This window comes from Mesorhizobium sp. M0626, from assembly GCF_040320665.1.
Classification (GTDB): Bacteria; Pseudomonadota; Alphaproteobacteria; order Rhizobiales; family Rhizobiaceae; genus Mesorhizobium.
The window spans coordinates 89,637-112,180 of the sequence record NZ_JAMYQD010000019.1; the positions used below are offsets into that span (position 1 = coordinate 89,637).

At 62.8% G+C, this 22,544-nt stretch carries 17 protein-coding genes and 1 tRNA gene; 5 read left to right on the forward strand and 13 right to left on the reverse strand.

Translation table 11 applies throughout. The annotated features are described in order from the left end of the window. Nucleotides 1–92 precede the first annotated feature (92 nt). Complete coding sequence (galU, locus tag NKI37_RS24245) at nucleotides 93–998, forward strand: UTP--glucose-1-phosphate uridylyltransferase GalU (protein WP_023671956.1); 906 nt, start codon at nucleotides 93–95, stop codon at nucleotides 996–998. Here the strand turns inward: galU and NKI37_RS24250 are convergent, their stop codons facing one another. Then, the gene (locus NKI37_RS24250; protein ID WP_352788537.1) at nucleotides 999–2,783 is read right to left on the reverse strand and encodes an outer membrane beta-barrel protein; all 1,785 of its coding nucleotides are present in this window, start codon (nucleotides 2,781–2,783) and stop codon (nucleotides 999–1,001) included. A 150-nt stretch (nucleotides 2,784–2,933) separates the two neighbouring features. Between NKI37_RS24250 and NKI37_RS24255 the strand changes: the two genes are divergently transcribed. After that, nucleotides 2,934–3,929 carry a KpsF/GutQ family sugar-phosphate isomerase gene (locus NKI37_RS24255; RefSeq protein WP_023828225.1) on the forward strand — a complete coding sequence of 332 codons (996 nt, stop codon included), beginning with the start codon at nucleotides 2,934–2,936 and terminating at the stop codon, nucleotides 3,927–3,929. 82 nt (nucleotides 3,930–4,011) lie between these two features. Here NKI37_RS24255 and NKI37_RS24260 read toward each other — a convergent pair whose 3' ends face one another. The 12 genes from NKI37_RS24260 to NKI37_RS24315 all read right to left on the reverse strand — a co-directional run bounded on the left by NKI37_RS24260 (nucleotide 4,012) and on the right by NKI37_RS24315 (nucleotide 18,371). Continuing rightward, nucleotides 4,012–4,476 carry an NfeD family protein gene (locus tag NKI37_RS24260; protein WP_023686409.1) on the reverse strand — a complete coding sequence of 155 codons (465 nt, stop codon included), beginning with the start codon at nucleotides 4,474–4,476 and terminating at the stop codon, nucleotides 4,012–4,014. A 96-nt stretch (nucleotides 4,477–4,572) separates the two neighbouring features. Next, entirely contained in the window at nucleotides 4,573–5,523 is a 951-nt protein-coding gene (locus NKI37_RS24265) for an SPFH domain-containing protein (protein WP_023686408.1), read from the reverse strand. Between the two features lie 158 nt (nucleotides 5,524–5,681). Continuing rightward, nucleotides 5,682–6,746 carry a ferrochelatase gene (gene hemH, locus NKI37_RS24270; RefSeq protein WP_352788542.1) on the reverse strand — a complete coding sequence of 355 codons (1,065 nt, stop codon included), beginning with the start codon at nucleotides 6,744–6,746 and terminating at the stop codon, nucleotides 5,682–5,684. A 156-nt stretch (nucleotides 6,747–6,902) separates the two neighbouring features. Further along, on the reverse strand, nucleotides 6,903–8,930 hold the full coding sequence (locus NKI37_RS24275) for a bifunctional metallophosphatase/5'-nucleotidase (RefSeq protein ID WP_023832932.1): 2,028 nt from the start codon (nucleotides 8,928–8,930) through the stop codon (nucleotides 6,903–6,905). Nucleotides 8,931–9,127: 197 nt separating this feature from the next. Next, the gene (locus tag NKI37_RS24280; RefSeq protein ID WP_023671949.1) at nucleotides 9,128–9,505 is read right to left on the reverse strand and encodes an Omp10 family outer membrane lipoprotein; all 378 of its coding nucleotides are present in this window, start codon (nucleotides 9,503–9,505) and stop codon (nucleotides 9,128–9,130) included. Between the two features lie 188 nt (nucleotides 9,506–9,693). Beyond that, on the reverse strand, nucleotides 9,694–11,139 hold the full coding sequence (locus NKI37_RS24285) for a homospermidine synthase (RefSeq protein ID WP_023691759.1): 1,446 nt from the start codon (nucleotides 11,137–11,139) through the stop codon (nucleotides 9,694–9,696). Nucleotides 11,140–11,266: 127 nt separating this feature from the next. Continuing rightward, complete coding sequence (locus NKI37_RS24290; protein ID WP_352788544.1) at nucleotides 11,267–12,505, reverse strand: hypothetical protein; 1,239 nt, start codon at nucleotides 12,503–12,505, stop codon at nucleotides 11,267–11,269. A 2-nt stretch (nucleotides 12,506–12,507) separates the two neighbouring features. Then, nucleotides 12,508–13,431 carry a heme-dependent oxidative N-demethylase family protein gene (locus tag NKI37_RS24295; RefSeq protein WP_023671946.1) on the reverse strand — a complete coding sequence of 308 codons (924 nt, stop codon included), beginning with the start codon at nucleotides 13,429–13,431 and terminating at the stop codon, nucleotides 12,508–12,510. Between the two features lie 52 nt (nucleotides 13,432–13,483). Then, entirely contained in the window at nucleotides 13,484–14,146 is a 663-nt protein-coding gene (locus NKI37_RS24300; RefSeq protein ID WP_031201292.1) for an aminotransferase class IV family protein, read from the reverse strand. Continuing rightward, nucleotides 14,095–15,240 carry an aminodeoxychorismate synthase component I gene (locus tag NKI37_RS24305; RefSeq protein ID WP_023671944.1) on the reverse strand — a complete coding sequence of 382 codons (1,146 nt, stop codon included), beginning with the start codon at nucleotides 15,238–15,240 and terminating at the stop codon, nucleotides 14,095–14,097. Before NKI37_RS24305 ends, NKI37_RS24300 begins: the two co-directional genes overlap by 52 nt. A 163-nt stretch (nucleotides 15,241–15,403) precedes the next feature. Then, nucleotides 15,404–16,120 carry a helix-hairpin-helix domain-containing protein gene (locus NKI37_RS24310; RefSeq protein ID WP_023671943.1) on the reverse strand — a complete coding sequence of 239 codons (717 nt, stop codon included), beginning with the start codon at nucleotides 16,118–16,120 and terminating at the stop codon, nucleotides 15,404–15,406. Between the two features lie 412 nt (nucleotides 16,121–16,532). Next, nucleotides 16,533–18,371 (reverse strand): M3 family oligoendopeptidase, encoded by a 1,839-nt coding sequence (locus tag NKI37_RS24315; protein ID WP_023823295.1) that lies wholly within the window; start codon nucleotides 18,369–18,371, stop codon nucleotides 16,533–16,535. Between the two features lie 145 nt (nucleotides 18,372–18,516). Between NKI37_RS24315 and NKI37_RS24320 the strand changes: the two genes are divergently transcribed. The 3 genes from NKI37_RS24320 to NKI37_RS24330 all read left to right on the forward strand — a co-directional run bounded on the left by NKI37_RS24320 (nucleotide 18,517) and on the right by NKI37_RS24330 (nucleotide 22,465). After that, the gene (locus NKI37_RS24320; protein ID WP_352788549.1) at nucleotides 18,517–20,055 is read left to right on the forward strand and encodes a sigma-54-dependent transcriptional regulator; all 1,539 of its coding nucleotides are present in this window, start codon (nucleotides 18,517–18,519) and stop codon (nucleotides 20,053–20,055) included. 389 nt (nucleotides 20,056–20,444) lie between these two features. Next, nucleotides 20,445–22,271, forward strand: coding sequence for a peptidoglycan L,D-endopeptidase MepK (mepK, locus tag NKI37_RS24325; protein WP_023817275.1), 1,827 nt, complete (start codon nucleotides 20,445–20,447; stop codon nucleotides 22,269–22,271). Nucleotides 22,272–22,391: 120 nt separating this feature from the next. Continuing rightward, a tRNA-Gln gene (locus NKI37_RS24330) sits at nucleotides 22,392–22,465 on the forward strand. The last annotated feature ends 79 nt before the right edge of the window (nucleotides 22,466–22,544 follow it).

The window sequence follows — 22,544 nt, forward strand, 5'->3', positions numbered from 1 at the left end:
CGGTTGATGTTTCCCTCAATGGCCCGATAATCCACAATTCCGGCGCGAAAATGTCGCGAGGCCGGGCACGCCCTCAAACGGATAATTGACGCATGAAGCGAGTTCGCAAGGCAGTTTTCCCGGTCGCCGGTCTCGGCACACGGTTTCTCCCGGCCACCAAGGCCATTCCCAAGGAGATGCTGACCGTCGTCGACCGGCCGGTCATCCAGTATGTCGTCGATGAGGCGCGCGAGGCCGGCATCGAACATTTCATCTTCGTCACCGGCCGCAACAAGGCGGTCATAGAAGACCATTTCGATATCCAGTTCGAGCTCTATGATACGCTGGCACAGCGCGGCAAGGACGATCAGCTGGCCCGCTTGCAGCGGCTGCAGCCGGCGCCGGGGCAGACCTCGTTCACCCGCCAGCAGGTGCCGATGGGGCTCGGCCACGCCGTCTGGTGCGCCCGCGAACTGGTCGGCGATGAACCCTTCGCGCTGTTGCTGCCCGACATGATCATGCAGTCGGAGAAGAGCTGCACGAAGGCCATGGTCGAGCTCTACGAGGAGACGGGCAACAACATCATCGCCGTACAGGAATGCGATCCGGCCGAGACCCACAAATATGGCATTGTCGGCCGCGGCGAGGACACGCATCACGGCTTCCGCATCACCGAGATGGTCGAAAAGCCGAAGACCGGCACCGCGCCGTCCAATCTCTACATCAACGGCCGCTACATCCTGCAGCCCGAGATTTTCAAGATCCTCGAAAGCCAGGAAAAGGGCGCCGGCAACGAGATCCAGCTCACCGACGCGATGCTGAAGCTGGAAAAGCAGCAGCCCTTCTTTGGCTACCACTTTCAGGGCCGCACCTTCGATTGCGGCTCGCCGGAAGGCTTCGTCGAGGCCAATGTCGCCTTCGCGCTGTGGCGCAGCGACATGAACGAGAACATGGCCGGCGTCATCCGCACGCTGCTCGATGAGATGAAGCCGTCCGAGCGTCGCGGCGCTGCTTTTTAGCTACCGCTGCAGCTTCAGCCCCAAATAGATGCTGTTGGCGGTGTAGTTGCGCCCGGGCAGATTGCTGGTCAGCTTTTCGGTGCGGGCGCGGCTGGTGAGGCCGACATAGCGGTTCAGCCACCAGGTCAGCCCGGCCTCTGCACTCAGCGTCATGTCATGGCCGTCGGAGCCGGTGTAATTGCGCCAGTCGAGCCCAAGGGCTGCGTTGCCGGTCAGGTCGGCGCGGATCTGCCGCTCGCCGGTGAGGCGGCCGGAATAGAGGATGTCGCCGCTCTCACCGGCATTCGTTGTGCCTTCGACCGTGGTTCGCCCGGTGAGGCCGATGATGGTACCGCGCTCGGGCGACCATTTGAGGTCGGCATTGATGGTGGCTCCCGAAATCGCCTCCAGGTTCTTGTCGTCGATCGCCTCCCTCAGCCAGCCGGCCGAGAACTCACCCTTGAGCTTCTCGCCCATGTCGACTTCGATACCGGCGCGTGCGCCAAGCCGGGTCGAAGAGCGCTCGAAGCCCTTGTTGTCGATCCGTTGGTCATATACCCGGCGGCCGAGCTCAATCTCAGCAAAGGGCGTCAGAGCCGGGGAAATTTCATAGCCGGTCCGCAACGTTGCGGTGTAGAGCGTGTTGTCCTGGTCCTTCTGCGACAGCGAGGTGCCATCGGTAAGTTCGGCATCGCCATAGATGTCGTGGGAGACGGCGCCGGTCAGCGCAAAGCGCATCTTGCCGACGTCCTTCTCGACGCCGAGGCTGCCGTCGACCGTCTGGCGGATCGGCTGCGATTTGACGCCGGCAATGGCGTCGGGCGCGGAGGCCGATTCCGGTGCAATCTCGTAGCCGAGCTTGGCGATGGCGCGCAGTTCATTGTCGAGGTCGACATTGTACGTGCCTTGGATACGGCCGCGTGCCTCATTGATCTTCTGGCCCGAAATGGTGTTGCGGAAATTACCGTAGCCGTCGATGACCGCCGAATTCTCGCGCCAATCGGAGGCGGCGGAGAAACGCAGCGCCGTTTCGGACAGCACCGCCGACTTGCCGCCAGCGCTGGAATCGGCGTTCGACGTGACGGCAACGCCCTGCTCGAGCGCCGGCCGCAGCAGGAACGAGCCGACCTTGATGCCGGTTGCCGCGTACGGGTCGTCCTCGAGCTTCTTCTTCTGGCCCTCGATGGCGTCGGCGCGCTCGGCGCCAGGGTCGAGCTTTCGTCGGTCGACGCCGTCGACGGTGAGGACACGGCGGTTGGCTGTGTCCTGATCGGCGTCGTCTGCCGCAGTGCCGTCCGGAGTCGTTCCGGTGGTGGTCTGGTCCGTGGCTTTGCCAGGCTTCTTCTTGTCGGCAGCCTTGGTTTTGTCCTTGGCCTTGTCTGCATCCGCGGCGGCGCGTTGCTTTGCCGTCGACGGACGGCGTGGCTGGACGGTTGCCGGCTTGTCGGCGAACGAATCGTCGATGGTCGCCGGCGGGTCGAAAATGCTGTTCGCGCCGGCCTGTGACGGGTCGGTGTCGTCAGGCAAGGCGCCATCGCTGGCCGGCACATAGGCCGTTGGCGTGTTTCCCGTGGGGGCGGTGTCGGCAGGGGCGGGCTTGACCTGCGTGTTGGCCTTGCTCAATTGCCTGGCCCGGCGCTGCTGGTCGGACAGGATCGCCGATTCCGAAACCTCGCCGCGCAGCTCGGTCTCCTGGGCATGAAGCGCAGTTGGCCGCAGCAAAGCGAGCACGCTCGTCGCCAGAAGCAGAGCGCAAAAGGCTCTGCCCGTTCGACCTTTTTTCTCTTGAGGCTGGGCCCGCGACATCGTCACCACTGCTTGCGCGGCGCAAGCGCGCCATACTTACCGAACCGTAAACGGGGATGGTTAACGGAGGGTTGAAGGGCGGCCTGTCGGACATGGCTGGACGGCAATTCTGTTGGACAGGCGAACGGCAAAGCGCTAATCGCATCAGCCATGCATGCGGGATCCCAAGAAAAGAAGCCTTTGGAGGCTTCGATCGCCTCGGCGCTGAGAACGGTAGCCACGGAACAGGCCGGCGTGGCGGCATTGGCCGCCGCGCTGGAGAACGAACTGGCCGAACCTTTCGCCCGCGCCGTCGACATGGTGTCGCGCATCAATGGCCGCGTCATAGTCACCGGCGTCGGCAAAAGCGGCCATATCGGCACTAAGATCGCGGCCAGTCTGGCTTCGACCGGCACGCCTGCCTTCTTCGTCCATCCGGCGGAGGCCAATCATGGCGACCTTGGCATGATCGCCAGAGACGATGCCATCATCGCCATGTCATGGTCCGGCGAGAGCAAAGAATTGATGGGCATCGTCGCCTATTCCAGGCGCTTCTCGATCCCGCTGATTGCGATTACCGCGGGCGCGGCCTCGGCGCTGGCGCGCGCGGCCGACGTGGTGCTGCTCCTGCCGTCCGCGCCGGAAGCCTGCCCGCACGGTTTGGCGCCGACGACATCGACCCTGCTGCAACTGGTGGTCGGCGATGCGCTGGCCATAGCGCTGCTCGAAGCGCGCGGCTTCACGCCCGACCATTTCCGCACATTCCACCCCGGCGGCCAGCTCGGCGCCAATCTGACTCTCGTCTCCGAGATCATGCGGGTCGGCGATCAGATTCCGCTAGCGGCGCTCGGTACCAAGATGCCGGAAGCGGTCATGACGTTGTCGAACAAGAAAGTCGGTTGTGTCTGTGTCGTCGACGGGAAGGGCGAGCTGGTCGGGATCATCACTGACGGTGATGTCGCGCGCAATCTGCATCGAAACCTGGCCGATATCGCCGTGGACGACATCATGACCCGCACGCCGAAGACGGTCGATCCGCAGACGCTGGCCGGAACGGCGATCGCGCTTCTCAACGAATACAATATCGGTGCGCTGGTAGTGACGGAAAACAGGATGCCCGTTGGGGTGGTTCACTTCCACGATTTGCTGCGTATCGGCGCAGCCTGAGGAAACTAAAACCGCATTGCGTTGGGGTGACCTACGCGGCGCGCTTCGATTGCTGCCAAATGCGCTGCGGGCCTTCGGGCGCTCAGACGGCCTCGACGGTCAGTTCCAGATCGGTGTCGGCCGAACTGACGACGCGCACCTGCGTGCCGGCCGGCAGGTCGGGACCGGAGACGCGCCACAGTGTGTCGCCGAGTTTGATGCGGCCGCGACCGTCCTTGATCGGCTCGGCCAGCGTTGCCATCCTGCCGACCAACTGCGCGCCGCGCCGGTTGAGCAGCGGCTGGTCGCTAGGGGTATTACGCCCACCAACCAGCTTCTTTCCGGCAAGGGCCGAGACCAGCGACAGGGCCAGGAAGGCGAGGACCTGGACTTCCCAGGCCCAGAAGCTTGCGTCCCAGACGAGCAGGGAAATCACACCGATCACCAATGCGGCGATGCCGATCCACAGCATGAATATTCCTGGCGCGATGACCTCCATCACCAGGAGGACGAAGCCCAGAACCATCCAGTTCCACGGACCAAGTTCGGAAATGATGCGGTCGAACATGGGAGTGCGCTCCTACTTCCTGTGGAGCATGATCTTTTCCGAAAACCGGTTCCCACTTTTCGGGATCATGCTCGCGACCTCAGTTCTCGTCAGGTCTCAGTTCTCATTCGGGCGAACCACCGGAGGGCGGGCGGCCTGCCTGGCGGCGCCGGCGGTGCCTTCGCTGCGGAACACCTCCCTGGCGATCTCGCTTATGCCGCCGAGCGTGCCGATCAGTGCCGACGCTTCCATCGGCATCAGCACGACCTTGCTGTTGTTGGCGGTACCGATCTTGCCCATCGCTTCGGTGTATTTGAGCGCCACGAAGTAGTTGAGTGCCTGCACGTCGCCCTTGGAGATGGCTTCCGATACAACCTGGGTGGCTCGCGCTTCGGCTTCGGCCGAGCGTTCGCGCGCCTCGGCGTCGCGGAAGGCGGCTTCCTTGCGGCCTTCGGCCTCGAGGATCTGCGACTGCTTGAGGCCTTCGGCGGCGAGGATCTGCGCACGCTTGTTACGTTCAGCCGTCATCTGACGACCCATCGATTCGATGAGGTTGGCCGGCGGATTGATATCCTTGATCTCGACGCGGGTGATCTTGATGCCCCACGGATGGGCCGCTTCGTCGACCACGCGCAGCAGCCGTTCGTTGATGGCGTCGCGGTTCGACAGCAATTCGTCGAGGTCCATCGAGCCCATGACGGTACGGATGTTGGTCATCGTCAAATTGAGGATGGCGTTCTCCAGGCCGGCGACCTGGTAGGCGGCCTGCGCCGCATTGAGGATCTGGTAGAAGGCGATGCCGTCGACGCCGACAATGGCGTTGTCGCGCGTTATGATTTCCTGGCTCGGAACGTCGAGCACCTGCTCCATCATGTTCATCTTGGCGCCGATGCGGTCGACGAACGGCACGATGAGGTTGAGGCCGGGGCTTAGTGTTTTGGTGTAACGACCAAAGCGCTCCACCGTATAATTATAGCCTTGCGGGATTGTCCGGATGCCTTTGATAAGAAGCACCAATACCAGAAAGGCAAGCGCACCAATCGCAATACCGAAACCACTGAAGTCCATTTGAATCTCCCTCAGATGCCGGCCATGGCGTTGATTCCATGCAACCGACTTCACCAAACACTTAGGTGTGTTTCAATAATGTTACAATCAGGTGATCGTTGATTATTAGTGCATGGAATAGCGCAACTGCGGCGGTCGATCGCCGCAACGTGGCGGCCTCAGACCCAGCCCGACAGCTCGCGCCGCACCATCGCCTCGATCACCGCCATGCCTTCTGCACTGTCGTTGAGGCACGGGATGTGGGCGAATTTCTCGCCGCCGGCGTGATGGAAGGTCTCGGCCGCCTCGCGGCCGATTTCGTCCAACGTCTCGATGCAGTCGACGGAAAAGCCTGGATTGACGATGGCGATCGATTTGACGCCGTCCTTCGCCAGTTTCTCGATCGTCTTGTCGGTGTAGGGCTGCAGCCATTCCTGGACGCCGAAGCGCGACTGGAAGGTGATGATCAGCTTCTTTTCATCCCACCCCAGTCGTTCACGCAACAGTCGTGTCGTCTTCTGGCAGTGGCAGTGATAGGGATCGCCCTTTTCGAAGTAGGGCTTCGGGATGCCGTGATAGGAGGTGATGACCACCTCCGGCTCGAAGTCGAGCGTTGCCAGATGCCGTTCGATCGAATGGGCGAGCGCCTCGATGTAGACCGGCTCGTCATAGTAGGGCGGCACGCTGCGGACCGCCGGTGCGCGACGCATTTTCATCAGCGCGCGAAAAAGCTGGTCATTGGCGGTGGCGGTCGTGGTCGCCGAATATTGCGGGTAGAGTGGGAACGACAGGATGCGGTCGCAGCCTTGCTCGACCAGCCTTTGAGCGACGCTCGCGGTCGAGGGGTTGCCGTAGCGCATCGCCCAGTCGACCACGACATCGGGTAGGTCGATGAGCGCTGCGGCCAGCTTTTCGCCCTGCGCCCGGGTGTAGGTGCGCAGCGGCGAGTCGTTCCTCTCGCGGTTCCATATCCTGGCGTAATTGGCGCCGGACTTCTTCGGTCTGGTGGTCAGCACCAAGCCGTAGAGGATCGGATACCAGATCGCCTTGTTGAGTTCGATGACGCGCGGATCGGACAGGAATTCGCGGAGATAGCGCCACATCGGCTTGAAATCGGTACCGTCGGGCGTGCCGAGATTGACCAACATGACGCCGATCTTGCCTGCCTTTACCGGCGGATGTCCGGCCGGTAGCGGGTCGAGCGCTTTCGCGGCTTTGGGGTCGACAGGCGTGGAAAGCGTCATGAAGGTCTCCCGACACCGCGAAAACCGACGATGTCGGGCGAAACTAGCGATGCGGAGCAAGTTTTCAATGCTGCGTCTGGCCGCACCTTACCTTGAAAGCCAAAAACCCGTCCGGTTACCCGGACGGGTTTTGCTGGTCGCAAGTGCGAAGCGAGGTTACTTCGCCGGAATGGTCAAGGTCGCGCCGACAGGAAGCCGGCGTGGTTCGTAGCCTTTGTTGGCCTCGGAGATCACCTTCCACTTGGCGCCGTCGCCGTAGGCCTTTTTGGCGAGATCCCAATAGGTATCGCCGGCGACGATGACATGGCTGGCTTCGGCCGGGGCGGCGTCAGCCGGCTTTGCCGGAGCAGGTGCGGCTTCGGCCGGTTTTGCCGGTTCGGCCGGAGCCGGCGTTGCCGGGGCGGTTTCCGCCGGGACAGTCGGCGGCGTGGTGGTGATGTCGCCGGAGCCTGCCGGCAATGCGGGCATCGCCGGCTCCGCCGGTGCAGCCTCGGCCGGTTTTGCCGGTTCCGCTGGAGCAGGTGCCGGTTCGGCTGGTTTTGCCGGCTCGGCGGCCGGGGCAGCCGCTACGGTTGCGGCAACCTCGGTGATGCGGCCGTCGAGCTTGGGCGTGTAGGGCCGGTGCGCGGCGAGATAGTCGGCGACCACCTGTTCGAGGCCCGGGCCGTAATCATAGGCGTTCTTGGCCTTCTCGGCGAAGACCTTGTAGCCGTCGCCGCCCTGGCGGACGTAATTGTTGGTGGCGACCAGATAGTCCTTGTCCGGATTGATCGCCGCCCAGGCACCGTTCTGCATCACCTCGACCGACTTGACTCGGCCGGCATTGGGCGCGACCGACTTGTCGAAGGAGTATTTAAGACCTGCCACCTGCGGGAAGCGGCCGCCGCCGTCCTCGACCTGGCTGACGCCGTTTTCCAGCCCGGCAACCAGATCCTTGCCGGAAATCTGGAAGGTCGCCAGCGTGTTCTGGAACGGCAGCACGGTCAGCACCTCGCCCATGGTGACGGTGCCCTTGTCGATCGAAGCACGCAGGCCGCCGCCATTCGAGACGACGATCTCGACGCCCTGTCCCTTGACGCGGTCGAGGATGGCGTCGGAGACGAGGTTGCCCATCGCGCATTCCTTGGTGCGGCAGCTTTCGCGGCTGCCGTCGATGGCCTCGGTGGTCTCGGCCACTTCCTTGTTCTTCAGCGCCTCGATCGGCGCGCCAAGCTCCTTGATGCGGGCAAGAACGGCCGGATCGGGAGTGATCGACTTGTCGAGGAAGATCGGGTCGCCGCTGGCTTCCTTGACGTTGCCATTGTCGTCGAACACGACCTTGAATTCGCCGAGATATTTCGAATAGGACGCGGCCTGCACCACAGGCACCTTGGAGCCGTCGGGGTTGTCGACCATCGTCGGGTAGGGGCCTTCAGCCTTCGGGTCGGTGTTGGACAGAAGCGAATGGCTGTGGCCGCCGACCACCACATCGATGCCCGGGATCTTGGCGATGACATCGCGCTCGCGCCTGTAGCCGATATGGGTGACGGCAATGATCTTGTTGACGCCTTGCGCCTTCAGCTTCTCGACCTCGGCGGTGATCGACTTGACGTCGTCCTCGATGGTAATGTTGGGGCCGGGAGAGGCGAGTTCCGGCGTGTCGTTGGTCACGGCGCCGACAATGCCGATCTTCTGGCCGCCGACCTCAAGCACAATCGACGGCTTGATCTTGCCTGCGGCGCCGGACTTGTCGTTGGGCACGACATTGGCGCTGACGATCGGGAACTTCGCCTTGTCGAGATAAGGCACCAGCGCGCTCTCGCCATCGTCGAATTCGTGGTTGCCGAGCGTCACCGCGTCGGGCTTGATCTGATTGAGGAATTCCTCCTCCGCCGTGCCCTTGTAGGTGATGTAGAACAGCGATCCCTGAAAGCTGTCGCCGGCATTGAGCAGCAGCACGTTCTGGCCTTCGAGCTTCTTGCGCTCCTGTGCGATCGCGGTGACCAGCCGGCCGGCGCCGCCGATGCACTCACCCTTGGTCTCTTCCTCGGCCGAGCAGGTTGACTCGTATTTGTTGTTGCCTTCGATGCGGCTGTGCCAATCGTTGAAATGCAGGATGTTCAACGTGTAATCGGCAAAGGATGGTGCGGCCGACAGGCCGAGTGTCGAGGCAGAGAGGGCGGCAATGGCGGCGAGCTTCTTCATCTTCGTCTCCCGGATATGATCAAAGGCGTTTAACGCTCTTGCCCGACTGCAGGATAACAGCCAGCATTTCGGGTATGTTCACATCGCGGTTGTGGCGATGCAAGAAGAATCAGGGCGGATAACCGGCATCGGTTTGCCGGCATAAAAAAGGCGGCGGCATCGCGCCGCCGCCATCCGCAAAGCCGCATGGGAAAGGTTCAGCCGCGCCTGGTCAGCACGAAGTTCTGCCCGGCGGAGCTGGTGCAATTCAGCTGGTTTATGGACACCAGCAGGCAGTTGAAAGCGATTGGCTGCTGTCGGATCAGCGAGGTTCCGTTGATCTCGACCGAGGTGGCGCCGGTCTTGGTGTAGCTGCCGTCAGCGAATTTCTCACCGGTCTCCGCCGAAACGGTGGTGAAGACGCCGCCGTTCAATGTCGAGACCGCCTTGCCTTCGGCGTTCAGCCATGAGCCTTCGACGCCTCGCGCCTGCGATGAGATCGGTGGCCCGTCGGAGCCGCCGGTGGTGCAGGCGGCAAGCATCGTCGCAAGAACGCCCGCCGCGCCCGCAGAAAGAATTTTGCGCGCAATCGTCATATCAAATCCTCTCCTGACGCATCGGCCCAATCGTCAAACGACGTTTTGGGGAACACGATGTGCGTGGCCTCAAGTTTCCAGAGCCGTCCCTCGTGCGTCCAAATGGATGCACACTGCGCTCGTCCGCATCCCTTCAATCGCCCGATTTCCGGGCGATTGCAAGGCAGTGATGCAGGGGTATGGAACCGCTATCGAACGAGGATGTTGCGGAATTGCCACGGGTCGCTTTTGTCGAGGTCTTCGGGAAACAGGCCCGGACGGTTATCGAGCGGCGTCCAGTCGGTGTAGTAGCCCTTGACCGGTCCGAGATACTGGGACTGCACTTCTAGGCAGCGCTTGTAGTCCATCTCGTCGGCCTCGACGATGCCGGCTTCCGGGTTTTCCAGCGCCCAGACCATGCCGGCGAGCACGGCCGAGGTGACCTGCATGCCGGTAGCGTTCTGGTAGGGCGCCAGCTTGCGGGCTTCGGCCAGCGACAGCTGCGAACCGTACCAGTAGGCGTTCTTGGCATGGCCGTAGAGCAGCACGCCAAGCTCGTCGACGCCGTCGACCAGCTCGTTTTCGTCGAGCACATGGTGGACCGGCTGCGGCTTGCCGGCAGCGCCGAACATTTCGTGGAGTGACAACACGGCGTCGTTGCAGGGGTGATAGGCATAGTGGCAGGTCGGGCGGTATTGGACCTTGCCCTTCTTACCGCGCACGGTGAAGAAGTCGGCGATCGAGATCGCCTCATTATGCGTCACCAGGAAACCGTATTGCGCGCCCGGCGTCGGGCACCAGGAGCGCACGCGGGTGTTGGCGCCGGGCTGTTCGAGATAGATCGCAGCCTTGGAGCCATGCTTGTGCTCCTTGCCGTTCTTCGGCATCCATCTCTCATGCGTGCCCCAGCCGAGCTCGGCCGGCTGCAGCCCTTCCGAGATGAAACCTTCGACCGACCAGGTGTTCCAGAACACGTTCATCGGCTTCGGCTTCTTGGTGCGCTGGGTGTCGCGCTCGGCGATGTGGATGCCCTTGACGCCGGCCTTCTTCATCAGCTTCGCCCAGCCGTCACGGTCGTCCTGCGCGGGTTCGGAAAACTCGAGGCCGAGGTCGCCGGCAAGGTTCAGCAGCGCCTGCTTGACGAACCACGAGACCATGCCCGGATTGGCGCCACAGGTCGAAACCGCGGTAGCGCCGCCGGGCTTGTCGTGCTTCTCCTTGATCAAGGCTTCGCGCAGCGCGTAGTTGGTGCGGCTGGCATTGTCGGCCTTGGCGTCGAAATAGAAGCCGAGCCACGGCTCGACGACGGTGTCGATGTAGAGCACGCCGAGCTTGCGGCAGAGCCGCATCAGGTCGACCGAGCCGGTATCGACCGACAGATTGATGCAAAAGCCCTGGCCGCCACCATTGGTCAAAAGCGGCGTCAGCAGTTTCTTGTAGTTTTTCTCGGTCACGTGCTCCTGCACGAAGGCGATGCCGCGCTCGTCGAGCAGCTTGCGGTCGGTGTCGAGCGGGTCGATGACCGTCATGCGCGACTTGTCGAATTTGAAATGGCGCTCGATCAGAGGCAGCGTTCCCCGTCCGATCGAACCAAAGCCGATCATCACGACAGGGCCGGTGATTTCACCGTAAACGGGCCAGTTTTCATTCGCCATTTTATCGAGCACTCCTTCAAGCAACGCGCCAAAACGGCCGTTCGACCGCCGCGCGACAAACCATAGATCATTGTCACAATAAAGCGAAAAGCAGGGATAAGGTTAGTTCCCGACGGCGCAGATGCGCCTACGGTTCGAGCAGTTTCGCGAATTCCGGCGTGAGCAGCGCTTGTGCTTCGGAGTCCGGGATTTCAACGAGATCGCCGCCGCAAGCCTGGATGACGTTGGGCAAACCTTGCAGGCCGAAGACCAGAACCTGCCTGTCGCCATCGCGCTTCAGGCTGGCGCCGAGATAGTCGCCGATCAAATCGTCGGTGCCGCATTCGGCCTCGTAATCCACCTCGGTCTGGTCGCTTGGCTTCTTGCGCTTCTCCTTGACGAAGGTGGCCAGCGAGGGGCCTGGCTTGCCGTCGACCGTATCGGAAAACATGTCCTGAAGGGTAAGCAAGGCGCCACGGCGCACGTCCATGACATAGGCGTCGGAATAGTTGTTCGGATGCGCACCGCCGCAATAGAGGCTGCCGGATTCCGACCAGCTCATCAGCTTCGGCGTCAATGACGTAACTTTGGACGTCGTGTCTTCATAGCCGCCAAGCGAATCGTCGTCCATGCCCTCCATCGGCGGCCCGTCGTGGAAACCGGCATATTGCAGCGCCGCGCATGTCAAGGCGCTGAGGCTGTCATGCCAATGGCGGTTCTGCAGCAAGGCATTGGCGGCTTCGATCGGCGCACTGCCGGCGAGATCGACGAGGCGCGGCCTGGCGAATTTGGTGCGCGGATCGGTGACATAGTTGTAGGCTGCATCCGGCCAACCTTCCTTGGCGTCTGCCTTGGGCGCGAAATCCAGCTTGAGATAGTCGTAGGGCGATGCCGCCATGGTGATCGGCGCATCGTCGCCCGAGAATGTCATGTCGGTGAAATCATAGAGATCGCGTGGCGTCGTCGCCGGCGTCTCCGTCTGGGCACGGCTGGCGATCCTTGTCAGCTTCAGCGGCAGGGTCTTTTTGGCCGTCCAGGTGCCTTCCAGCGTCTTGCCCTTGTCGGCGGAACTCAACCGCCAGACGGCGCCGATGGGTGGAGCCTGGCCGTCGCCGCACTTCTTGGCATCGCAGGCTTCTTCCTCGGCCAATTGAAAGGTGGCGCCCTTGCTCGACTTCGCCTGCAGAGGAATATCGACGCCCTTGGAACGGTAGAAATAGCGCGCCGCCAGTGCCTCTCCAGCCGTCGCCGGATCACCGGTAAACTCGACGACGATGTCGATGTTGCCGAGCTTCCCCGCATAGGTCACCGGTTCCGCATGCGCTGTTGCCGGCAACGCCAGGAATGCACCGAGCAGGACGGCTAGCTTCAGAACATGTCGGACCATCGTCACTCCTGAGCCATGGTTTGCAGGCGTTGCACCAGCCGGTCACGGTCTGATGTCATCCCCTTGTAGTCGAGTTGAGCCTCATCCAGCGCCTGCAATTGCGCCGCGAAAGAGGCGGCAAGCGTTGCCCGGTCGGGATGCCGCGCCAGCACTTTCAACGGGTCGAGATGGATGCGGATGGTGAACAGGATGTCGCGCGAGACGGACAGTTTGCGCAGCGTCTGGCGCTCCACGCGGATGAAGGCGTGGGCGTTTACGTCGCCGTCGGGAAATCGCGAGGGGCGCCTGGTGGCACGGTCGATGCGCTCGACATTGGAGAGCGGATGATAGAGCGCGTCGTCGGCCTGGATCGACCAGTTGAAGCGTTCGACAGCCTGACCCTGCAGGCCGTCGAACATGCGGTTGATGAGCTCGGCCGGCCTGGTGCCCGGACCGAAGCCCGGCACCGGTGCGTGGATCTGCTGCAGCGGCCGGCCGAATTTCTCGACCAGCGACCAGGATGACGGGAAACACAGCGAGCCGGCGGCGAGCCGCCAGCCGGTGTCGTCACGGCGCATCAGGATCAGGTCTTCCTGGACGAGCAGCGACGCTGCGACCAGCGGGGCATCGGGGAAGGTGGCGTCAGAGTCGGCTTTGGCGCCAATGACCTCAACCCCGGCATTGGTGCGCCGGTACATCCCGGGAAATCTCGACAGCAGATGTGCTTCGAGGAGGCCGCGCACTTCGCGCTGGGCGTCGCGCGTGCCGTCTTCCTCGACAAACACCTTGTCGGGAATTTCGGCATACAGCCGGCGCTTTTCGGCGAGATGGTCGAAGAGATACCGGTCGACCTCGATCCACTTGTCGAGTTCGAGCGGCTTCAGCCCGATGGTGAAGAGCTTTGAGGAGCCATCATAGGGCGTGTGCGTGGGCTGACGAGAATTCATGCTTCGCTAGAAAGTGTCCAATGCCGGCGGTTATTCTCGCAGCCGCTTCGTATCAGGCCAATGTTGCCGGGATCAAGCCGCGCAGAGAATTGCCGACGAACAGTGTTTTGGCGGATTTCAACTCGTCATAGCTGTAGATCGCCTCTTGGGCGCGGCCTTCGTCCAGCAGCTCGGCGCGCAATACGCCAGGCAGCAGGCCGCAGTCGAGCCTGGGTGTCATCAGCATGCCATCACCGAAATCGGCGAAGACGTTGGTGATGGTGCCTTCGCAGATTTCGCTGCGCTCATTTGCGAGCAACACTTCGTCGGCCTGGGTGATCAGATATTCGGAGCGGGCGTGGGTGTAGATCTGTCGCCGGCTGGTCTTGTGGCGCAGCAGCGCGTCCGAGGAAGAGAGCCGCACCCGCGCCAGTCGCAGCCGCCAGACCTTGTCGGCGGCGAACGGCTCATAGGGCTGGACCGAGGCGGTCACTTCGCCATTGCGCTGCAGGGCGAGCCGGGTGCGCAGCGCCGTCTGCTGCGCCCCGATAGTATTCGCCAGCACCTCGCCGATCGGCTGCGGATCGCAGGCAAAGCCGAGTTCTTCCGCCGAGCCGTAAAGGCGCGCGAGATGGCGTTCGAAGCGCAGAAAGCCCTGGCCGGGCTCCCAGCGCATCGTCTCGATCAGCTCGAAATCGGCGGTGTCCCCGTCGCGAAGCGCGCCTTCAGCAGACACTCCTGATACTCCTCTTGCGCCGTCGAATCGAAGACGACGCCGCCGCCGACATTGTAAACGGCCTCGCCACTGGAAAAGAGCGATATGGTGCGGATCGCCACCGAAAAGCGCATCATGCCGCCAGGCGCGATCCAGCCGATGGCGCCGCAATAGACGTCGCGCGGTGTCTCTTCCAGCTCGTGCAGGATTTCCATGGCGCGGATTTTCGGTGCGCCGGTAATCGAGCCACAGGGAAACAGCGCGCCAAAGATTTGGCGGATGCCGAGATCAGGCAGAAGCTTCGCCCGCACACGGCTCACCATCTGATGGACGGTCGGGTAGCTCTCGATGCGGAACAGTTCCGGCACTTCCAGCGTGCCGATCTCGCTGATCAGGGAGATGTCGTTGCGCAGGAGATCGACGATCATCCGGTTCTCGGCCTGGTTCTTTTCGTCGCTGCGCAAGAAGGACTTCAACCGCGCGTCCTCGGCCTTGGTCGCGCCGCGCGGTGCGGTGCCCTTCATCGGATGGGTTTCGATCATGCCTAAGGCATTGATCTCGAAGAACAGCTCGGGCGAACGCGATAAGATGATGGGATCGCCGAGCGAAATCAGTGCGCCATACTTGACCGGCTGGCGTCCTGTCAGTGCGTCGAAGGCAGCAACCGGATCGCCCGACCATTGGGCACGGACCGGAAAGGTCAGGTTGCCTTGGTAGCAGTCGCCCTTGCGGATGTGGTCGTGAAGGCGCGCGAAGCGTTTGGCGTAGTCCTGAGCGGACCAACTGGCCCTGGCGTCGAAGATGGGGCCATTGGTGGCCGGCGCATCGTTGCGCGGCACGGCCTCTTCGGCCGGAGCATTGAAGACACCCAGACAAACCAATGGCGCGCGCCGGCCTTCAGGCAGCAGCGGCACGAGTTTCGGTTCGAGCAGATAGCCCGCTTCGTAGGAGAAATAGCCGGCCAGCCATTTGCCGGCATCGCTCGCCGCCTGCGCAGCCGCCAGCGCCGGCAGAAAATCCTTGGCATCATAGGCAATGATGATGTCGGCCGGGTGGTCGAAGACCAACTGACGGCCGCTTTCATCGTTGCGGAAAATGGCAGAGGGCAGGGGCATGGGGCTCGGGTACTGCGGTCGATGACGCCAGAACCGCTCTATATGGGGGCCGGGCGGCGTGCAATCGAGGGAGCGGCGTCGCAGGGCGCAAAGACAGTGGCGAATGCAAAAACAAAGACGGCGCCCGAGAGCGCCGCCTTCTGCTTATGTTGCCGATGACAGATCAGCTGTTGTTGGCGGTCCCGGCGCTCGGGAATTGGCGTGCGAACTCCTTTTCGTCGCCGGCGGCAAGCAGCTTGGCCTGCTCGACCCACTTTTCGCGAGCGATGCGGCCGTCGAAATTCAGCGTGTCCTCGATGCGCTTGACGTCGGCCGCGGTCCAGCCGGCGATCTGCGCGTAGGTCGTGACGCCAAGGCCCTTGAGCAGTTTGTCGTTGACCGGGCCGATACCGATCAGGCGACGCAGATTGTCGGCCTTTCCAGCTGCCGGGGCGGCCTTCTTCGGGACGGCGGCGGGCTTTGAAGCCGCGGCTTTGGGCGCGGCCTTGGCGGCGGCAGGTTTGCTGGCCGCTGGTTTTGCGGCCGCGGATTTGGCCGCAGCTGGTTTGGCCGCGGCGGGTTTGGCGGGGGTCGGTTTCGCGGCCGGGGCGGACTTGGCCGTTGCCGCTGTCGATACCAGGGCGGCCGGCGCCGAACTTGAAGGCTTGGCGGATGGAGCTGATGTTTCACGCAGCCGCCGTTCGAGATCGGCGCGGGTCTTGCCGCAGGCGTCGAGTTCGCCAGTCAGGCGATCGGCGTCGGCGCGCAGTCTGTCACGCTCGCTGCGGGTGCGGTCGAGATCGCCGCGCAGGCTGTCGAGTTCGCCGCGCAGCCGGCCCCAGATAAACCAGCCAACCAACACACCTACAAGGAACGCCAGGACAATGTAAAAGAAGGTCATCGTCTCTCTCCAGTCGGATCCGTCCGCCGCCGTCCCAAGTCATGACCTTGGCAGATCGGATCATCCAATGTGGTTCGGCGGCTCAGGGAACAGCCGGTCTGTCGTCGAGTGTCGGCGTTCGGCTTTCCGCCCATTGCCAACCGTCGCTGTCGCATTCGTCAGACCGCTGCCATGGGCCGGGATACTGTCCGGCCTTAAGCCGCGCGCCCGGCTGAGCTTCAGTCGGAAAGCTATCATACGGTTTCGGGAAAGCTAACGGAATTTTCGCCGGAGAGTTATTCAAGAACAGATATTTAGAACAAGAACAGAGCTGCCGTCACATGCATTCCGGCTAAACTGTTCTGCGATTCTGCAAAGTCGAGGCCGCTGCTGAACCTGCCACTCTGCGCCATCGGTCCAATGGGTGCGCGCATTAACTGTCGAGCGCTTCCAACTCGTCGATCAGGCCGCCGATCACGCCAAGCCCGATCTGCCAGAAGGCGGGGTCGGTGGCGTCGAGGCCGAAGGGCGCGAGAAGCTCCGAGTGATGCTTGGTGCCGCCGGCGCGCAACATCTCGAAATACTTATCCTGGAAGCCATGCTCAGCGTTCTGGTAGACCGCGTAGAGCGAGTTCACCAGGCAGTCGCCAAAGGCATAGGCGTAGACGTAGAAGGGGGAGTGGACGAAGTGCGGGATGTAGGTCCAGAAGACCTCATAGCCCTCGCGCAGCTTGATCGCCGGCCCCAGGCTTTCGGCCTGCACCTCGAGCCAGAACTGGCCGAGCTTGTCGGAGGTCAGTTCGCCGTTCTTGCGCTCTGCATGCACCTTGCGTTCGAATTCGTAGAAGGCGATCTGGCGCACGACCGTGTTGATCATGTCCTCGACCTTCTGGGCGAGCATCGCCTTGCGCTCGCGCTTGTCGGTGGTCTGGTCGAGCAGCGAACGGAAGGTCAGCATCTCGCCGAACACCGAGGCCGTCTCGGCCAAAGTCAGCGGCGTCGAAGCCATCAGCGCGCCCTGGCCGCCGGCCAGCACCTGATGCACGCCGTGGCCGAGTTCATGCGCCAGTGTCATCACATCGCGCGGCTTGCCCATGTAGTTGAGCAGCACGTAAGGGTGCGCCGAAGGCACGGTCGGATGGGCGAAGGCGCCGGGCGATTTGCCGGGCCTGACCGGCGCGTCGATCCAGTTGCGGTCGAAGAAGGTGCGGGCGATCTCCGCCATATCGGGGGAAAAGCGCTGATAGGCCGATAGCACAGTGTTCCTGGCATCATCCCAAGGAATCACCGCTTGCGGCGTTTCGGGCAAGGGCGCGTTGCGGTCCCAGTGGTTCATCACCTCCATGCCCAGCCAGCGCGCCTTCATCGCGTAGTAGCGATGAGACAGGCGCGGATAGGCCTCGCGCACGGCCGATGCCAGCGCGTCGACCACGCTGCGCTCGACACGGTTGGCGAGATGGCGTGAGTCGGCGATGTCCTCGAAGCCGCGCCAGCGGTCGGAAATCTCCTTGTCCTTGGCCAGCGTGTTGGTGATCAGCGTGAAGGTGCGCAGGCTCTTGCGGAAGGTTGTGGCCAGCGCTTCGGAGGCGCGGCGGCGGACCTCCCCATCGGCGTCCTGCAGGCGGTTCAGCGCCGGCTCCAGCGTCAGTTCCTCGCCGTCTATGTCGAAGCGCAGATCGGTCATCGTCTCGTCGAACAGCCGGTTCCAGGCACCGCGCCCGGTGATCGACTTCTCATGGAACAGCTGCTCGACCCGGTCCTCGAGCTGGTAGGGCTTGTCCATTCTGAGGTCGAGCACCCAGGGCCGGTAATGGGCAAAGCCGGCGTCGGCGGCGAGGGCGGATTCGAGCGCCTTGTCATCGATCAGGTTCAGTTCCAGCGCGAAGAACAGAAGATGCGCGCTGGCGTCGGTCATCTTTTCCTGGATGTCGCCATAGAGCTTTGCGCGCTGCGGATCGGCGGTGTTGCCGGCATAGATCAGGCCGGCATAGGAGACGATGCGGCCGATCAGTTCCTCCAGCGCCTCATAGGCTGTCAGCGCCTCGCCAAGCCTGCCGGCGCTTCCGCGCCCGGCCTCCGCAGCCAGTGTGCCCTTCCAGCGGTTCTCGAAGGCGACGGCGTCGGCCGCCGCCTTGGCAAGGTCGCGCTTCAGTTCGGGCGCCTCCATGCCGGAATAAAGATCGGCGAGATTCCATTCCGGCAGGTCGCCAAGTTCCGCCGCGCCCTGACCGGACGCTACCGCCGCAAGCTGCCGACCGAGAATCCTGCTCATCAACAATTACCTTCTGGAATCAAGGGGAAAGGACAAGCCGGTCAAATCCTAAGGAATTCGTTCACCGGGTTTTTTGAAACCTTGTTTAGAACCCTGTGCCAAGATGATCCATGGGAATTTCCCAGGCGGGCAACTCAAATCAGTCATGACAGGTTCCATTCTTATAGTCGATGACGATCCCGTGCAGCGCCGGCTGCTCGAAGCGGCGGTGACGAAATTCGGCCACAGCGCCATCGTTGCCGATGGCGGCGAGGCCGGTCTGAGCGCGCTTGACGGACCCAATGCGAGGGATATTTCGGCAGTCATCCTCGACCTTGTCATGCCGGGCCTCGACGGCATCGGCGTGCTGAAGGCGATGCGCGAGCGCGGCATCACTGTTCCCGTCATTGTGCAGACTGCGCAGGGCGGCATAGAAACGGTGGTCTCGGCGATGCGCCACGGCGCCTTCGATTTTGTCGTCAAGCCGGCGTCTCCCGACCGGCTGCAGACCGCGATCGGCAACGCGCTCAAGGTCGAGGCGGTCGAGGACGAGGTCAAGCGCACGTCGCGGCGTCGGGGCGGCCACCTGACATTCAAGGACATGATCACGCATAGCCCGGCGATGGACCGGGTGATCCGCCTCGGCCAGAAGGCTGCGGCCTCCAACATCCCGATCCTGATCGAGGGCGAATCGGGCGTCGGCAAGGAATTGGTGGCGCGCGCCATCCAGGGCAGCGGCGAACGCCGCACAAAACCGTTCGTCACCGTCAATTGCGGCGCCATCCCCGACAATCTGGTCGAATCGATCCTGTTCGGTCACGAGAAAGGTTCGTTCACCGGCGCCACCGAAAAGCACACCGGCAAGTTCGTCGAGGCGCATTCGGGCACGCTGTTCCTGGACGAGATCGGCGACCTGCCGCTCGACGTGCAGGTCAAGCTGTTGCGCGCCGTGCAGGATGGCGAGGTCGATCCGGTCGGCGGCCGTTCCACCGTCAGGGTCGACATCAGGCTGATCTCGGCCACGCACCGCAACCTTCTGCAGCAGGTCAAGGACGGCAAGTTTCGCGAGGACCTGTTCTACCGGCTCAACGTTTACCCGATCGTCGTGCCGCCGCTGCGCGACCGCCGCGACGACATCCCCTATCTGGTCAAGCATTTCATGGACAAGGTGGCGCCGGCGGGCAATCGCCTGCACGGCATCTCGGATGCCGCACTGGCCATGCTGCAGGCCTATGATTGGCCGGGAAACATCAGGCAGCTGGAAAACGCCGTGTTCAGGGCCTCGGTGCTTGCCGAAGGCGATGTGCTCACGACTGACGAATTTCCGCAGATCCGGGCGCAGGTCGACGGCACCGTCAATCTCGACGCCGATGCGTCCTTGTCGGACCCCGGCATGGCCTTGAGCACCGGATCGCAAGGCGATGGCGCGCAGACTGACGACGCCGGTACTGCAACTGCCGAGCCCGCCCCTCCGGCGAGGCTGCTTCAGCGTTTCGGCACGCTGCGGGCGCTGGACGAGCGTGGCAATGTGCGTGCGCTGGCCGATGTCGAACTCGAAATGATCAAGCTCGCCATCGACCATTATAACGGCCAGATGAGCGAGGTCGCGCGGCGTCTCGGCATCGGCCGCTCGACGCTCTACCGCAAGCTCAAGGAATACGGCATCGACCCGGAAACCGGCCGCCTCGACCGCCTTGCCTCCTGAACGCCGAATTCCACAGCTTGCCAACGCAAGGCCGGGACCAGCTTGCCATGCCAAATCCGGCGCTGCATAAGGGTTGGGGCGGGAATATGACTGATGCGGACAGCGTTGTTCACGCATTAAGGCCAGCGGTAACAGATCGTGTAGCGGGAAAAGGCTGAATCTTGATCTAAACCAGCAGTTTACCAAGAAATCCTGTGTATTATTTTTGACGGGATATCGCCACGGTGTTACCGCATTTCGGCTTCAATAAGCGATGATTAACCATTAGGATCGATATTCGGATGTAAGAACCACGCATCCGTTTGGACAAATCCGGGGACAAACGGCAGCCTGCAAGGCCTTTTGATTTGAACAAAGTCGAACGACACAGAAACGGGCGGCGCGATCACATGGGCGTCTGGCCGAGATGGCTGGCAGCGGTGATCGTTGCGTTCGCTTTCCTTGCCGCTACTGCTGCCGGCGCCAGCGCTGAAACGCGCTCGCTCAAGCTCTATCACCTCCACACGCACGAAAAGGCCGAGATCGTCTACAAGCGCAATGGCCGCTACGATCCGGCAGGCCTCAGGAAGATCAACATCATCCTGCGCGACTGGCGTCGCAACGAACCGACCAAGATGGATCCGCGCCTGCTCGATCTGGTGTGGGAAGCTTATCGGCAGGCCGGCGCCACCGACTATATCCAGGTCGTTTGCGGCTATCGCTCGCCGTCGACCAATTCGATGCTGCGCAGCCGCAGCCGCGGTGTCGCCAAGGAAAGCCAGCATATGCTGGGCAAGGCGATGGACTTCTACATTCCGGGTGTGCCGCTGAAGAAGCTGCGCAACATCGGCCTGAAGATGCAGGGCGGCGGCGTCGGCTACTATCCGTCGTCGGGTTCGCCCTTCGTCCACATGGACGTCGGCAATGTGCGGCACTGGCCAGGCATCAGCCGCCAGGAACTGGTCAGCCTGTTTCCCAATGGCAAGACGCTGCATGTGCCGAGCGACGGCAGGCCGTTGCCGGGTTATGACCAGGCGCTCGCCTCCTACAAGGCGCGCAAGGGCGCCGGTTCTCCTGCCATCATGATGGCCAGCGCAGGCGGCAGCACCAAGAAATCCGGTGGCTTCCTGTCCGCTTTCTTTGGCGGTGGCGGTGAAGACGAAGCCGACGACAGCGCCGATGTCGCTACCGCCGCGCCGCCGCCGAGAAGCGTGAAGCCGGTGCTGGCTGCCACGAGCAACAACAACAGCAATCTGCCTGGCATCGCGATCGTGTCGCCGCAGAACGCCAAGCGCGCCAACATTCCGCAGCTTGCCGACGACAGCGCTGACGATGCGGAGCCGCAGGACACGCCGGAGACGATCATCGCCGCGCTGCCCGCCAAGGAAGTGCCGCTGCCCGCTTTCGCACCGCGGCCGAAGGCCGATGTCGGCGCGCAACAACCTGAGACCGTGCCGTTCGGCGTGGCCGATGCCACCACCGAACAGACGGTGGCGACGGCGCAGGCGCCGGCCAATGTGCCGTTCGGCACGGCCGATGCGAGCAATGCCGACCAGGGGGCCGATCAAGCTGCCGCTCCGGCGCAGGTCGCGGTCAACGTCCCGTTGCCGACCTGGCGTCCCGACCGCTCTTCGCCGCCGGCTGAGCTTGCGCCGCAGGACAAGGGCGTTCTGCTGGCGCTGGCCGATACGGCTGCCCACAAGCAGACCGCAACCGACGCGTTCTCGGTGCTGCCGTCGCAGCGTCCGGACGAGGTCAAGGCGGTTCTCGAACAGGCCAGCGCCGCCGATACAGCCGGTGCTACCGACGACTATCAGGTTGCGTCGCTTGAGCCGCGCTCGGCGTTCAACGATCCGTCAGGTGTCGATGCCGCATCGCCGCGCGGCGCTATTGCTGCCCGTCCCGCCGGTACCGATCCAGCCTCGGTGATCGGCGCCGGCGTCAAGACGACACGCAAGGAAGCCAGGGCTTCGGCCCGCGACCTGAAGCCAGGACCGAAGGCAGTGGTGATGGCGGCCGAACCGCAGGCGGCCCGCTGGGCGCTGAGCAGCGGCGACAACATCGCCACCGTTTCCAGCCCGACGACAGCGCCGCGCTATGCCTACAACATCGTGCATACGCCGCCGAGCGAGGTCTACACCGCAGGCTTTCAGGCGGACAACCAGATGGCCGATGCCAACCGCTTCACCGGCAATGCCGTAAAATTCCTTTCGGTCGCCCGCTTCCAGACGAAGTAAGGGCGTGACCGGGGCGTTATCGACTCGAAGCCGCGCTGGGCAACCTGTGCGGCTTTTGTTTTTAGCGAGATCTCGAGCACTGGCTTCCATCGCCACAGAATGCTAACCACCAAGCTGCATTCCCGCTTCGTCTAATGGTAGGACAGCGCCCTTTGAAGGCGTGAATCGTGGTTCGAGCCCATGAGCGGGAACCAAAATCTCAACGCGTAGCAAACCCGGTCGGCGCAGCTGGCGGGTTTTTGTGCCGAGTGCAATTCCGGGAACACTGTGATT